Origin of the sequence: Mesorhizobium sp. PAMC28654 (assembly GCF_020616515.1) — a bacterium.
Classification (GTDB): domain Bacteria; phylum Pseudomonadota; class Alphaproteobacteria; order Rhizobiales; family Rhizobiaceae; genus Mesorhizobium.
Map to the genome: position 1 here is coordinate 1,945,870 of NZ_CP085135.1, position 13,888 is coordinate 1,959,757.

The 13,888-nt window shown below is 61.3% G+C and carries 14 protein-coding genes; 10 read left to right on the plus strand and 4 right to left on the minus strand.

Features of this window, described 5'->3' with window-relative positions:
* Positions 1-3 precede the first annotated feature (3 nt).
* Together LGH82_RS33625 and LGH82_RS09950 are read left to right on the plus strand one after the other, a co-directional pair.
* Entirely contained in the window at positions 4-378 is a 375-nt protein-coding gene (locus LGH82_RS33625; protein ID WP_227348328.1) for a hypothetical protein, read from the plus strand.
* Positions 379-610: 232 nt separating this feature from the next.
* The gene (locus tag LGH82_RS09950; RefSeq protein ID WP_227348329.1) at positions 611-2,611 is read left to right on the plus strand and encodes an acetyl/propionyl/methylcrotonyl-CoA carboxylase subunit alpha; all 2,001 of its coding nucleotides are present in this window, start codon (positions 611-613) and stop codon (positions 2,609-2,611) included.
* A gap of 68 nt (positions 2,612-2,679) precedes the next feature.
* Here LGH82_RS09950 and LGH82_RS09955 read toward each other — a convergent pair whose 3' ends face one another.
* Both LGH82_RS09955 and LGH82_RS09960 read right to left on the minus strand, forming a co-directional pair.
* The gene (locus LGH82_RS09955) at positions 2,680-3,801 is read right to left on the minus strand and encodes an ABC transporter substrate-binding protein (protein WP_227348330.1); all 1,122 of its coding nucleotides are present in this window, start codon (positions 3,799-3,801) and stop codon (positions 2,680-2,682) included.
* A 389-nt stretch (positions 3,802-4,190) separates the two neighbouring features.
* Positions 4,191-4,457 (minus strand): SEL1-like repeat protein, encoded by a 267-nt coding sequence (locus LGH82_RS09960; RefSeq protein WP_227348331.1) that lies wholly within the window; start codon positions 4,455-4,457, stop codon positions 4,191-4,193.
* 448 nt (positions 4,458-4,905) lie between these two features.
* On the opposite strand from LGH82_RS09960, the gene LGH82_RS09965 reads away from it, so the two are divergent.
* The 5 genes from LGH82_RS09965 to LGH82_RS09985 all read left to right on the plus strand — a co-directional run bounded on the left by LGH82_RS09965 (position 4,906) and on the right by LGH82_RS09985 (position 8,569).
* Positions 4,906-5,247: a DUF2147 domain-containing protein gene (locus LGH82_RS09965; RefSeq protein ID WP_227348332.1), complete on the plus strand. Its 342-nt coding sequence runs from the start codon at positions 4,906-4,908 to the stop codon at positions 5,245-5,247.
* 212 nt (positions 5,248-5,459) lie between these two features.
* Positions 5,460-5,618, plus strand: a complete 159-nt coding sequence (locus tag LGH82_RS09970) for a hypothetical protein (RefSeq protein ID WP_227348333.1) — start codon at positions 5,460-5,462, stop codon at positions 5,616-5,618.
* A gap of 38 nt (positions 5,619-5,656) precedes the next feature.
* A complete protein-coding gene (locus tag LGH82_RS09975; protein ID WP_227348334.1) occupies positions 5,657-5,851 on the plus strand; it encodes a hypothetical protein in 195 nt (64 codons plus the stop codon).
* Positions 5,852-6,020: 169 nt separating this feature from the next.
* Complete coding sequence (locus LGH82_RS09980) at positions 6,021-7,481, plus strand: AMP nucleosidase (protein ID WP_227348335.1); 1,461 nt, start codon at positions 6,021-6,023, stop codon at positions 7,479-7,481.
* Between the two features lie 74 nt (positions 7,482-7,555).
* A complete protein-coding gene (locus LGH82_RS09985; RefSeq protein WP_227348336.1) occupies positions 7,556-8,569 on the plus strand; it encodes an endonuclease/exonuclease/phosphatase family protein in 1,014 nt (337 codons plus the stop codon).
* A 66-nt stretch (positions 8,570-8,635) separates the two neighbouring features.
* On the opposite strand, the gene LGH82_RS09990 is transcribed toward LGH82_RS09985, so the two are convergent.
* Together LGH82_RS09990 and LGH82_RS09995 are read right to left on the minus strand one after the other, a co-directional pair.
* The gene (locus tag LGH82_RS09990) at positions 8,636-9,235 is read right to left on the minus strand and encodes a DUF922 domain-containing protein (RefSeq protein ID WP_227348337.1); all 600 of its coding nucleotides are present in this window, start codon (positions 9,233-9,235) and stop codon (positions 8,636-8,638) included.
* 105 nt (positions 9,236-9,340) lie between these two features.
* A complete protein-coding gene (locus tag LGH82_RS09995; protein ID WP_227348338.1) occupies positions 9,341-11,020 on the minus strand; it encodes an electron transfer flavoprotein-ubiquinone oxidoreductase in 1,680 nt (559 codons plus the stop codon).
* Positions 11,021-11,218: 198 nt separating this feature from the next.
* Between LGH82_RS09995 and LGH82_RS10000 the strand changes: the two genes are divergently transcribed.
* The 3 genes from LGH82_RS10000 to LGH82_RS10010 all read left to right on the plus strand — a co-directional run bounded on the left by LGH82_RS10000 (position 11,219) and on the right by LGH82_RS10010 (position 13,754).
* Complete coding sequence (locus LGH82_RS10000; RefSeq protein ID WP_227348339.1) at positions 11,219-11,863, plus strand: hypothetical protein; 645 nt, start codon at positions 11,219-11,221, stop codon at positions 11,861-11,863.
* Between the two features lie 94 nt (positions 11,864-11,957).
* Positions 11,958-12,848: a uracil-DNA glycosylase gene (locus LGH82_RS10005; RefSeq protein WP_227348340.1), complete on the plus strand. Its 891-nt coding sequence runs from the start codon at positions 11,958-11,960 to the stop codon at positions 12,846-12,848.
* 93 nt (positions 12,849-12,941) lie between these two features.
* The gene (locus tag LGH82_RS10010) at positions 12,942-13,754 is read left to right on the plus strand and encodes a helix-turn-helix domain-containing protein (protein ID WP_227348341.1); all 813 of its coding nucleotides are present in this window, start codon (positions 12,942-12,944) and stop codon (positions 13,752-13,754) included.
* Positions 13,755-13,888 lie beyond the last annotated feature (134 nt).

A 13,888-nucleotide genomic window follows, 5' to 3' on the forward strand; every position in this document is an offset into this window, starting at 1 on the left:
GAAATGACATCTGCAAGTATCAAACGGACCATGGCCTCGATCCTGGCCGGATTGCTGGTGGCCACAGCGCCGGGCATCAGCGTGGCCGCATCGCTGGCAGGTCAGGAGGGCAACAAGCGATTTCCGCCATTTCTGCCCAACACGCAGAAGGCACCGTGCACCAAGGCCTACAAGGCCTATGTCGCGGCCAGTGGCCATTCGGCCTATGCAACCACGCCTTATTCGCGACAGATCTCCCTCTACATCATCTGTGGCGCAAAGCTGAACGCACCCTCGCAGCAAGTAGCCGAAGCGGCTGCAATGAAATCCTGCCAGGCCTGGGTCGACCGCCACAGGGTGAGCACCGGCGGCCGGTGCGAGGTCGCCGCCTCGAAATAGGTGCAGGCGAGCTTCAGGTAGAGCACTCCCTTGGCAAGGGAGTGGCCGGTCTCCCCCATGCGGCGGGAGATTGGCAGCTTCAGCATTGCCATTCCTCCTTCATCGCTGGCCCTTGGCGAAATCGACGGCGACGGTCGATCTCCCCCAAAGTCTGGGAAATGTCCGGCAGGACAGAGGGGGGCGCGAAGAAACGCCTCCTTAGCTCGAAGCAAGCTCTTGCAGCGGAGGCCCCATGTTCAGCAAGATTCTGATCGCCAATCGCGGCGAGATCGCCTGTCGTGTCATTCGCACGGCGCGCAAACTGGGTGTGCGCACAGTCGCCGTCTATTCCGATGCCGACGCCCGTGCCCTGCATGTCGAGATGGCCGATGAGGCCGTCCCTATCGGCGCCTCTCCCGTCGGCGAAAGCTATCTGCGCGGCGACAAGATCATCGCCGCGGCTTTGACAACTGGCGCCGAGGCTATCCATCCGGGCTATGGCTTCCTGTCGGAAAACCCGGACTTCGTCGATCAGGCGGTGGCAGCGGGGCTTACCTTCATCGGACCGTCGGCGGCCTCGATCAGAGCCATGGGGCTGAAGGACGCCGCCAAACGGCTGATGGAGAAGGCAGGCGTGCCTGTGGTGCCCGGCTATCATGGCGAAGCCCAGGAGATCGTATTGCTTGCCTCCAAGGCGCGCGAGATCGGCTATCCGGTGCTGATCAAGGCGCGTGCCGGCGGCGGCGGCAAGGGCATGCGCAAGGTCGAGCATCCCGACGATTTTTCGGAAGCGCTGTCCGGCGCGAGGCGCGAGGCGAAGGCCGCCTTCGGTGACGACCGCGTGCTGGTCGAGAAATATGTCGACAAGCCGCGTCATATCGAGGTGCAGGTGTTCGGCGACAATTTCGGCAACGCGGTGCATCTTTATGAACGCGACTGTTCGGCCCAGCGCCGCCACCAGAAGGTGATCGAGGAGGCGCCCGCCCCCGGCATGACACCGGAATTACGCAAGGCGATGACGGATGCGGCGGTGAAGGCCGCCAAGGCGATCAACTATTCCGGTGCCGGCACGATCGAGTTCATCGTCGATGCCTCGCTGGGGCTGAAGGCCGATCGGTTTTGGTTCATGGAAATGAACACGAGGCTGCAGGTCGAGCATCCCGTCACCGAAATGATCACCGGTACCGATCTTGTCGAATGGCAGCTCAGGGTAGCCTCCGGCGAAAGGCTGCCCAAGACGCAAGCCGAGATAACGCTTTCCGGCCACGCCTTCGAGGCACGCATCTATGCCGAAGACGCGGCAAAGGGCTTTCTGCCGGCAACGGGCACGCTCTACCATCTGAGATTTCCGCAGACGTCACCTGATGGCGCGACAATGCGCATCGAGACCGGCGTGCGAGCCGGCGACGCGATCTCGCCCTACTACGATCCGATGATCGCCAAGCTGGTGGTGCACGCCAAGGACAGGCCCGCGGCACTGCAAGCGCTCGGGGTGGCGCTTCGCCAAACCGAAGTCGCCGGCTCGACCGTCAACACCGCATTCCTCGCCGCCCTTGCCGACGATCCCGATTTTTCGAAAGGCGATGTCGATACCGGACTGATCGGCCGGCATCAGCAGGCACTGACCGAAATCGCGCCGCCGAACGGCGAAACGGTCGCGGCAGCCGTCCTTGCGGCATCGGGTGCGGGAGCGCAGCCATCGTCGGACGATCCCTGGTCGTCACTTGCAGGTTATGCCCATTTTCACCCTGTCGCGCGGCAAACCCGGCTTCGCTATGGCGAGCACGATATCACGGCAAAGGTATCGGTGCGGGCGGATGGGCGCTTCGCGGTGACGTTGGGCGAGCCCTATGCCGGCCCCAACGCGCATGATCTTCGCGCCGCCCCTCGCCTCGCCCGCTGGCCCGGCCACGTCACGATCTTTTCAGGCGCCGTTGGCTACACGTTCGCCGTGCCTGACCCCTTGGCCAGAGCCGATGAATCCGCCGCGGCGGCCGGCAGCTTGCGCGCGCCGATGCCTGGCCTTGTCAAGCTGGTGCGCGTGGCGGCCGGCGAATCCGTCACGAAAGGCCAACCGTTGCTCATCCTCGAAGCCATGAAGATGGAACACACCATCGCAGCCCCTTACGATGGGGTAATCGCCGAGATCGCGACGGAAGGGGCACAGGTCACCGACGGCACCGTGCTGGTGCGGTTCACCGAGGAAGTCCCGCCTGATGATCACGTCCAGCCGATAGCGCTGGGGCACAAATAGCGTGACCTGAAATGAAAATGGCCGGGACGAACCCGGCCATTTCTTTATCTGTTTGATCGCCGGAGCGATTACTGCGCGATCGGCGCGTACTTGCCGTCATGCCACTGGTTGATGTCGTAGCTGGCGTTCTTGAGGTCGCCCTTCTCGTCGAAGGTGACATCGCCGACAACCGTGCTGATCGGCGTGCCGTTCTTCAACGCTTCGGCAACCTTTGCAGGGTCATCGCTGCCTGCGCGCTTGATGCCTTCGGCGAAAGCCTGGATCGTGGCATAGGAGAACAGCGTGAAGCCTTCCGGCACAAAGCCGCCAGCCTTGATCTTCTCGACGGCTGCCTTGGCTTCCGGCTTTGCCTGCGGATCCGACGGGAAGACGAACATGGTGCCCTCGCCGGCCGGGCCGGCAACCTGCCAGAACTCCGGCGAAGCGATGGAGTCGGGCATGATCAGCTGGAACTTGACATTCTGTTCCGCCGACTGACGCAGGATCAGGCCAGCTTCAGGATGGTAGCCGCCGAAATAGACGACGTCTGCCTTGAGATCCTTCAGCTTGGTGACGAGAGCCGAATAGTCCTTCTCGCCAGCATTGATGCCTTCATAGTCCACTTCCTTGAGGCCACCGGCATTCATGGTTGCCTTGACGGCATCCGCCACGCCCTGTCCATAGGCGCTCTTGTCGTGCAGGACGACAACGTTCTTGCCGGCGTACTTTTTGGCGATCCACGGGCCGATGAAGGCGCCCTGCGCATCGTCGCGCGTATAGAGACGCATGATTGTTGGCCAGCCGGCCTTCGCCGCGGCGTCGGTCAGCACCGGGTTGGACGAAGCCGGGCTCATCATGAGAGCACCAGCTTCGGCGTACACGGCGGAAGCCGGAATGCTCGAGCCCGAGCAGGCATGGCCGTCGATGAACTTCGTGCCGTTGGCGACAATACGGTTGGCCACCGAGACAGCCTGCTTCGGATCGCACTGGTCGTCCTCGATGTCGAGCTTGATCTGGCGGCCGTTGACGCCGCCCGCGGCGTTGATCGCGTCAGCGGCTGCCTGTGCCCCCTGCTTGAACTGGTCGCCGATGGTAGCGAGCTGACCGGTCATCGGTCCGACCACCGAAAAGGTGATGTCGTCGGCAAAGGCGACCGGTGCGCTCATCATCAGGCCAAAAATGGCCGCGCCCAAAATACTCGTTTTTTTCATGGTTGAAACAACTCCTCCACTCACGCGCGGCCGCCCCGGCCGCGCTTCTTTCAGAGAGGCGGGACAATTTCATCCTTCGCCGGGCCTGTCTAGGCGCATTGGTGGCACTCAATTGGGCCTGCGGTGCTTCATCCACGCAAAAAGCCGCGCTGGCCTTGTTCCGGCCGGTCGCGGCTCTTTTTTGCCTTCGAGCAATCCACAGGCGCCCCCGCGCCTGATCCCGCTCGCCTTCCCTGTAACCGCGCGGCTCGACCTTTCAGCCCGGCCGCGTTCTTCTTCTTTTTTCCGACCGTCTTGCGCGGCCTTCTATTACGCCGGATCCGGCCGTCTGCGCGGTCCTTGATCCCGGAGCTTCCCTGTCTTCGATAGATATCCGCGATTAGCGGGACTCAGTGCATCGTCATCCATTCGCGGGCTTCGCGCAGCGCGGCGGCGATCTCGGCCTTCGACATTGCCGACGACAGTTCCGAGCGCAATTCCGCGGCGCGGACGGAGCCCTTGATCGCGGCGATGTTGAACCATTTGTGGGCGGCGACAACATCGGTCTCGCAGTCGCGGCCGGTCGCATACATCATGCCCAGTTCGAAAAGAATGTCGGCCTGGGCAGTTGCACCCATTGCGCCAAAACCGGCTTCAAGCATTTCAAAACGTGCCATTTCAATCCCCTGTTTCTGGCCCTGTCAGGCTCCCGAGAGCGGCTTCCGTCTTGTCTTCCGGGCTGCTCTTCCGATGCTTTCGAGAATGCCTTGGAGGCTTGAATCCGTCGTTAAATGGCGTGCTTAATTTGAAGAAAACAAAGCTAAAACAATAAGTAAACATGGAAATTTGTTAAGGATACAAAGTCAGCAATCGCGGTGGTTTCGGCCAAATTTGACGAAAATTTCTGGGGCGGCGATCAACACTCTGCTAACCACGGAAGACAAAGACACGATATCGATCGTTTCATTTTCTGGCCGGCTCGGTCGATTTCGAGCGCCTGAAAATCCTGGCTGGTGCCGCTGCGACACCGCTTTTGTTTTGCCGGGAGCTGGATTAGCTTACGTTTGCGTAAGCGGCAGACCGGCGGGGAGCACCCAGTCCGCGAAACCCACAGGGAGGACAAACATGTTTCGAAAAATGAGCCTGGCCCTCGCGGCCACGTTGATCATGGCCGGCGCCGCATGGGCCGATCCGATCGAAGGCAACTGGAAGACACAGGCTGGCGATACCGCGGCCATCTCGGGCTCCGGTTCATTCTCCATCACACTCAAGACGGGCAAATATGCCGGTAAGACCATTGGCTCGCTCAAGCCGGCCGGGGATAACAAATATGCCGGCAACATCACCGACCCGGCAAACGACAAGACCTATTCCGGCAAGGCGACCCTGTCTGGCGCATCGCTGAAGATGAGCGGCTGCGTGCTGGGCGGGCTGATCTGCAAGAGCCAGACCTGGCACAAACTCTGATCGTTCCATCCTAGCGGACTACAAACGGGGCCCACGAGGCCCCGTTTTCGTTTGGTCGGGAATCTCGGGGCCCGACTGAGCACGCCAGACGCATCAGCCTTGGCGGATTGCTAAAATTGTCAATGAATTTGAACGGCAGATGAACGCCGGCATCAGAGCCGGTTCAGTCGCGATCGAGCATTCTCCAGCGTGTTGAAGGAGACACCCAGCCAATGCTCGCCCGCCGCTTCACCATCGTCTGCCTGCTGATGAGCCTTTTCGGAATGTTCTTCGCCATCCTCGTCGCCGAAGCCGGCCGTCCGACCCGCTCATGGGAAGAGACAGGGTCCAGGACGTGCGGCTTTGCCTGCCCCGATTATCCGAGCCACTGAAACACAGCGCCAAGACCTCGAAAGAAAAGCAACAAGCCATGAACCTCACCGCCGCCAACGCACTCAAGACCCTTCGGCTTCTGCCGCGGGCGGCGCTCATCCTGCTGGTGCTTGCGGCACCTGTCCTTGCCGTACCCGCGATGCGCGCCGATGCCGGCTCGACGATTGATGCACCGGCGATGAGGAAGTCGGGCGTGGGGTTCGTGCTTCTGGTCAGCCTGCAACGCGGTTAAGCGCGCCGCTTCCAGATCGATTCATCAGACGCACTCAAGCTCTTGTCCCAAAAGAAAAAGCGGCGCTTTTGCCGCGCTCGGCCAACGCACCCCTCCCAACCGTCACTCCAAGTCTCTATATTGAGCCATGGAAAAGCGAATCTATCCCCAAGCTATCGAATCAGTCGTCATGCCGGAGCCATTCGGCCGGCAAAGTTTCAACGATGCCGAAAAGGCAGTCGCTGCATTACAGGTCCTTTACGACCGCAACACCAAATTCCTGCGTGACTCGTTTGCGGAGTTGGCAGCGGGAGGCGACAACAGCAAACGGTATCGGGCTTTCTATCCGGAGATCGGCGTCACCACCAATTCGTTCACCCAGGTCGACTCGCGCCAAGCCTATGGCCATATGCCGACGCCCGGGCATTTCTCGACCACCATCACACAGCCCGGACTGTTTGAAAGCTACCTCGTCGAGCAGCTTCGCCTGATCATGCGCAATCATGGCGTTGAGGTCACCGTTTCGGAATCGACCACGCCCATTCCGCTGCATTTCGCCTTCCTCGAAGGCACCCATGTCGACGGCGCGGCAGCCGAACGCATCAAGCGGCCGATCCGCGACCTGTTCGACGTTCCGGATCTCGACGGCACCGACGACCAGATCGCCAATGGCACATTCGAAGTGGTCTTTGGCGAGTCAAGGCCGCTGGCACCGTTCACCGCACAGCGTATCGACTATTCTCTGCATCGCCTGTCGCACTATACGGCGACGACGCCGCAGCATTTCCAGAACTTCGTGCTGTTCACCAATTACCAGTTCTATATCGACGAGTTCGTGGCCAGGGCGCGCGCGCTGATGGCGGAAGGCGGTGGAGGCTATTCCGAGTTCGTCGAACCGGGCAATGTCATTACGAAGGCAGGCGAAAGCGCGCCCAGTTCAGGCGTGGCGCCACCGCGGCTGCCGCAGATGCCAGCCTACCACCTGAAGAAGCCCAATCATGGCGGCATCACCATGGTCAATATCGGCGTCGGCCCGTCCAACGCCAAGACGATCACGGACCATATCGCGGTGCTCAGGCCACATGCCTGGGTGATGCTCGGCCACTGTGCCGGTCTGCGCAATACCCAGGCCCTGGGCGACTACGTGCTGGCGCATGCCTATGTGCGCGAGGATCACGTTCTCGACGACGATCTTCCGGTGTGGGTGCCGATCCCGCCGCTGGCCGAGATCCAGGTGGCACTGCAGGAAGCCGTTGCCGAAGTCACCGGTCTCTCCGGCTATGACCTGAAGCGCATCATGCGCACCGGCACCGTCGCCACCATCGACAACCGCAACTGGGAACTGCGCGACCAGCGCGGACCTGTGCAGCGGCTCTCGCAGTCACGGGCAATCGCGCTCGATATGGAATCGGCGACGATCGCGGCAAATGGCTTCCGCTTCCGGGTGCCCTATGGGACGCTGCTTTGCGTCTCCGACAAGCCCTTGCACGGTGAGCTCAAATTGCCGGGCATGGCGACAGAGTTCTACAAGCGGCAGGTGGCGCAGCATCTCACCATCGGCATCAGGGCGATGGAGAAGCTGTCGGAAATGCCGATGGAGCGCCTGCATTCACGCAAACTCAGAAGTTTTTCGGAGACGGCATTCCAGTAGGCAGGCGGACATTTCGCCATCTTGATTGGGCCGCAATTCTACCGATAAGCAAGCCGATGGCACGCATTCGACACATGGCGACTACCGCGACATTCGTCGCCATGTTCGCCCTCTCCGTGCCACTGGTGGCCGGGTTTTTCGGGGCGCTGCATCCGGCGCTCGATTCATTCTCCCACTTTCGTGTTCACTTGGCCGTGCTGATGGCGCTTTGCGCGCTGCCATTGCTTGCCACGACATTTCGCGTGCAGGCGGCGGCCGCCCTGCTCTTCGCCGTGGCTGCCTTTTCGACCACCTCGAACGCACTGCCGCTGCCTCGCCTGTGGCCGGTGCAGGCTGGATTCGAGGCCAAGAGCGACAACCAGGCTGTTTACCGGCTGCTGCAGATGAACCTGCGGTTCAACAATCCGACGCCCGAAAAAGTGCTGTCGCTGATCGGCCGGACCAACCCTGACGTGATAACGCTCGAAGAGGTTTCCGAGATGTGGGAGGATAAATTCTCGCTCATCATCTATCCCTACCGGATCTTCTGTCCGTTCCCCAATGGCGTGTTCGGGGTTGGCATCGTGTCAAGACGGCCCTTCTCGGCTGACACCGAGCCGCGCTGCTTTGGCCGCGGCGCCATGGCGATCGCAACGGTCGACTTCGGCGGGATAGACGTCGACGTCGCCGCCATCCATCTCAGCTGGCCATGGCCGCGCGAGCAGTCCTGGCAGATCGGCGAATTGTCGGAGCCCCTGGCCTCGCTTGGCGAGACAGCGATCATGGGGGGTGACTGCAACGCGGTGCCATGGAGCGCCGCCGTTCGCCGTATCGCCGATATCGGCGGATTGCACTTGATGCCGTCTGTCGGGCCGACCTGGCTTTATATCAAGCTGCCGGACGTCCTGCGTTTCGCCGGACTGCCGATCGACCAGGTTTTCAGCAAAGGACACGTGCTGCTTCATTCCGCGACAACAATGGAGAACACAGGCTCCGACCACCTTCCAGTGATGGTGGAATTCTCCTTGAGGCCGCAGGAGCAGAAACCGACCGACGAGCACGAGACCGCGACCGTCTCCCTGACACCAGTCGGCGGAACGCGACTTTGACTCGGCGCCATCTCTCTGTTTGACGCAATTCCGGACGAAAACCGTTTCACACTTTTCCTGGAATTGCTAAGGCGTCTCCAGCGTATCGAGAAGGTACTCGACATGGCCGCCTTCACGATGCTCCCGGGCATCGAAGGCATTCTGCTTGCCTTCGTACTCGTCATAGATGGCGTCGATGCGGCGGTTGGCTTCCCGTCGCGTCTTGGAGCATTGCGGATCGTCGGGAACTGTCAGGCCGGTCAACGATTTGTCGGTCGCGGCCATCATTTCCCTGGCGATGCGGCCATGCGTCTCCTCATGCGTCGTGACGCCATCGAGAAACAGCTTCCAGTGCTTCTCGAGCACCGGCGGGACGGGGGAAGCAATACGCGGGTAGACAAAATTCAGGTTAAGCGTGCCATTGGCTTGCTTGATGCGACAGGCGCCCTTGGTCTTGGTGAAGTCGAAGTTCCAGGTCTTGGTATAGTTGGTCTGCGCAATGGCACGGGCCATGAAGCCGTGCCTCGGTCCGTTGCGGTCCATTGAGGCAACCAGCGCTTCGCCAGACGTGCCGGTGACATCGTATGTTCGCGTCACGACGATGACCTTGACGCTGGCCGAAGCCGTGGACGAAAAGCAGCAGGCTACGCCAACCGCCGCCAATAATGTCACGGTCGTCAAACGCATTTCTGTTTCCCTTGCAACGAAACAAGGAGACCACAAGTACCCACCAGCTTCAACGGTCTTGGGCGACTTCACGCTGTCGTGCGAATGGCCGCCCCGGCATCCAGCTTACATACCCTGATAGACCGGTCCCTCGCCGCCCTGCGGCGGCACCCAGTTGATGTTCTGGTTCGGGTCCTTGATGTCGCACGTCTTGCAGTGGACGCAATTCTGCGCGTTGATGACGAAGCGCACGTCCTTGGCCGAAGGGTCGGCGGCGCTGTTTCCGTCCTTGTCGACCCATTCGTAGACACCTGCCGGGCAGTAGCGTGTCGAAGGCCCGGCAAAGACGTCGTGCTCTGAACGCTTCTGCAGCTCCATGTCGCCGACCAGCAGGTGGACCGGTTCGTTTTCCTCGTGATTGGTGTTGGACAGGAACACCGAGGACAGGCGGTCGAAGGTCAGAACGCCATCGGGCTTCGGGTAGGCGATTTTCTTGTGCTGGGCGGCAGGTTCGAGCGCGGCATAGTCGGCCTTGCCATGCTTCAGCGTGCCGAAGGGGGAGACACCGAACAGCGTGTTCAGCCACATGTCGAGCCCGCCGAGGCTGATGCCGATGATGGTGCCGAAGCGCGACCACAATGGCTTGACGTTGCGGACCTTCTTCAGGTCCTTGCCGATATCGGTCGCGCGCCAGGCCGCTTCATAAGAGGCCAGTTCATCATTGGCGCGCCCGGCGCCGATCGCCTCGGCGACATGTTCCGCGGCCAGCATTCCCGACAGCACCGCATTGTGCGAACCCTTGATGCGCGGCACGTTGACGAAGCCCGCCGCACAGCCCATCAGCACGCCGCCGGGGAACGACAGTTTCGGCACCGACTGCCAGCCGCCTTCGGTGATAGCGCGTGCGCCATAACCCAGCCGCTTGGCGCCTTCGAACGTGCCTGATATCGAAGGGTGGGTCTTGAACCGTTGGAATTCCTCGAACGGCGACAGATAGGGGTTCTTGTAGTTGAGGTGGAGGACGAAACCGACAGCCACCTGATTGTCTTCGAGATGATAGAGGAAGGAGCCACCGCCGGTCTTCATATCGAGCGGCCAGCCGAAGGAATGCTGCACCAGTCCGGGCCGATGGTTCTCCGGCTTGACCTGCCAGAGTTCCTTGAGGCCGATGCCGTACTTGCCGGGTTCGCGGCCGTCGGAAAGCTTGTATTTGGCGATCAGCTGCTTAGCGAGCGAGCCGCGCGCGCCTTCGCCGATCAGCACATACTTGCCCATCAGCGCCATGCCGGGCGCGAAGCCAGGGCCGTGCGTGCCGTCCTTCTCGACGCCCATGTCGCCGGTGACGACGCCGGTGACCGCGCCTTCCTCATTGTAGAGCAATCCGGTGGCCGCAAAGCCCGGATAAATCTCGACGCCCAGTGCCTCGGCCTTGCCGGCCAGCCAGCGGCTGACATTGCCGAGCGAGACGATGTAATTGCCGTGATTGTTCATCAACGGCGGCATCAGGATATTGGGTAGGCGGAACGAGCCAGCCGGGCCGAGGACGAGGAAATGGTCGGCGGTGACCGGCGTCTTGAAGGGGTGCCCCTCCTCCTCGCGCCAGCCCGGCAGCAGGCGATCGATGCCAATGGGATCGACGACGGCGCCAGACAGGATGTGAGCACCGACCTCACCGCCCTTTTCCAAGACGACGACGGAAAGATCGGGATTGACCTGCTTGAGGCGGATCGCGGCGGCGAGGCCGGCTGGACCGGCGCCGACGATGACCACGTCGAATTCCATGCTTTCGCGTTCGATGTCGCTCATCAACCCCTCCGCACTGGCTTGTCCCATTCGGGTATCTTGCTGGCTCCTGCGCTGCATAGCGCATCAATTGGCGACAGGAAACCGGCGCATACGTGACAATGCCGATTTCGACAAAAAGTCGCGCCTGAGGAACAGCAAGCCCTCCTCCCGATGTTTTTCAATTGTTCGACGGCTTTCCTATCCGTCATACTCAATTCCATGCGCATGCTCGAGCCAGTTGGCTTTTCATCGACGCACTTTCTTTTCCCAGCCGGCTGGATCTGCCGAATGGCATTTCTGGCGCCTTTGTTGCTGGCTGGGCTTTCAGAATCCGCGGACGCACAGACAGTCTGGACATCCGGGGCTTATTCGTTCTCCGACGAACTGGGCGGCTTCCATATTACCGGTGTCTCAGGCAGCGGAAGCAAGGACGATCCGTTTGTTGTCACCGAAGAGCTGAATTCGGCAACGCCGGTGACCCTCACCATCCGTGCGGTAGAACCGATCCAGCCGTTCGGCACCCCCGGCGAGTTTGCCACAGGCCTCCTCTATATGCGCATCGACGTGCTCAACAATGGCGGCCAGGGGTGGATCGAGTTCCAGTTCGAATTGCAGGCGATCCTCGGCCAACCCAGCGTGTTTGGCGACGGGCTGTCCTTCGACCAGGCCAACAAGACGCCAACCAATATCTGGTCCAGCAACTTCGCCGATTACGATCGCGAGATGGAGCCCTATGATCGTCTGCTGTTCCGGAACGGCAAGATCGACCCGCTGAAGACAGCGGCCTTCGACTTCCTGATCACGGATTACTCGCCCAAGTGGCGGTTCTATCTGGTGCAGGAACCGCGCATACCGTCGACCTAGGAGTCTTATGCATGTCGTCATCCCAAAACCGCCGCGTACTTTTGGGCGACATGCACAACTTGCAAATTACCGCCGTGCGGACGATTGTGAAAACATGACTACCGCTTCCCAGAACAATCTGCCGGACCTGCGCGACCTGCTGGCCTTTTACGCCAGCGCCGGCGTTGACGACGCGCTCGAAGATGCCCCTGTAAACAGGTTTGCCGAAGCCGCAGCCAGGCAGCAACCACAGGCGAGAGGCGAAGCCGCACCACAGCAGGCAACGGTCGACGGCGCGACGAAACCGCAGCCTCCCACCTTTACGCGCGGCGGGATCGACGAGCGGCCGAAAGCGCCACCCATTTCCCAGCCCTCCGCCACGGCAACGGTTCCCGACGAGGCGCAAGCGGCATTGGCGCGGCAGTTGGCGTCGACGGCAACGACGCTGGACGAGCTTCGTCAGAGGATGGCTGAGTTCGACGGTTGCAATCTCAAATTCACAGCCAAGAACATGGTGTTCGCCGACGGCAATCCCGACGCCTCAATCATGCTGGTCGGCGAGGCGCCCGGTCGGGACGAGGACATCGAAGGCCTGCCCTTCGTCGGCCGTTCCGGTCGCCTGCTCGACCGTATGCTTGCCGCGATCGGCCTCGATCGTACGTCTGCATACATCGCCAATGTCATTCCCTGGCGGCCGCCGGGCAACCGCACGCCAACGCCGCATGAGACCGAGATCTGCCGCCCGTTCATCGAGCGACAGATCGAGCTGGTCAATCCGAAGGTGCTGGTCAATCTGGGTGGTCCGTCGGCAAAGACATTGCTCAATACGACTGAAGGCATACTGAGGCTGCGCGGCAACTGGCGGGTCCACACCACGGTTGCGGGCACCGCGATCCCGGCGATGCCAACATTGCATCCGGCCTATCTCCTGAGAACGCCGGCCCACAAGAAACTTGCCTGGCGGGATTTCCTCGAAGTGAAGGCGAAGCTGCGCGCACTGAGTTGAAGGTGGGCGCCATACGACTTGTCATGTAGCCGACGCTTCTCGATGACCTCCCAGGTAATTGAAATGCTTTCGTCGCCGGCCTAAGCATGCGCCATGACAACAGCACAGACTTCCGCTGGAACCCTCATTCGCGAATGGCGCACGCGCCGGCGGATGAGCCAACTCGACCTCGCCATGGAAGCGGATATTTCGCAGCGACATCTGAGTTTTGTCGAAAGCGGCCGGGCAGCACCTTCGCGCGACATGGTGCTGCATCTGGCCGAGCAGTTGTCCATTCCTCTCCGGCAACGCAACCAATTGCTGCTGGCGGCAGGCTTCGCGCCTAGCTTCGGCGAACGTTCGCTTACGGATACCTCGCTGGCGCCAGCGATGGCGGCTGTCGAGATCGTACTCAAAGGGCATGAGCCCTTCCCGGCGCTGGCGGTGGACCGGCACTGGAATCTGGTTTCGGCCAACACCGCTCTTGCTCCCTTCCTGGCGGGTGTCGCCGACGTCTCCTTGCTGACGCCGCCGGTCAACGTGCTTCGTCTCAGCCTGCACCCTGGTGGCATCGCGCCGCGCATCGTCAACCTAGCGGAATGGCGGGCGCATCTCCTCGAACGGCTGAAGCACCAGAACGATGCCTCCGGCGACCCGGTGCTGGTCGAGCTCGAGCAGGAGCTACGAACCTATCCATCCGGCCTGAAAGGCAACCGGCCGACGCCCGTCGAGCCGAACGCGATCGTGCATCCGCTGCGGCTGGCGCATGGCGATCAGGTGCTGTCGTTCATAAGCACCATCACCGTGTTCGGCACACCGCTCGATGTAACTCTGTCGGAACTGGCGATCGAGTCTTTCTTCCCGGCCGACGAGCAGACAAGGACGGTGCTGGTGAGGATGGCGCAAGAGCGCGTCGAACGGATGTAGTCACCCCTGCGCGAAGGCGCCGCCTTGCGGGTGCGCTCCAGTCCGAACTGGCGCTCGCGCAAACAGCGTATCTGAAGAAGGTGCCCACGCAACTGACTAGAGTCAGACAGGATCAGAGGTTTAGTCTTCTCCCC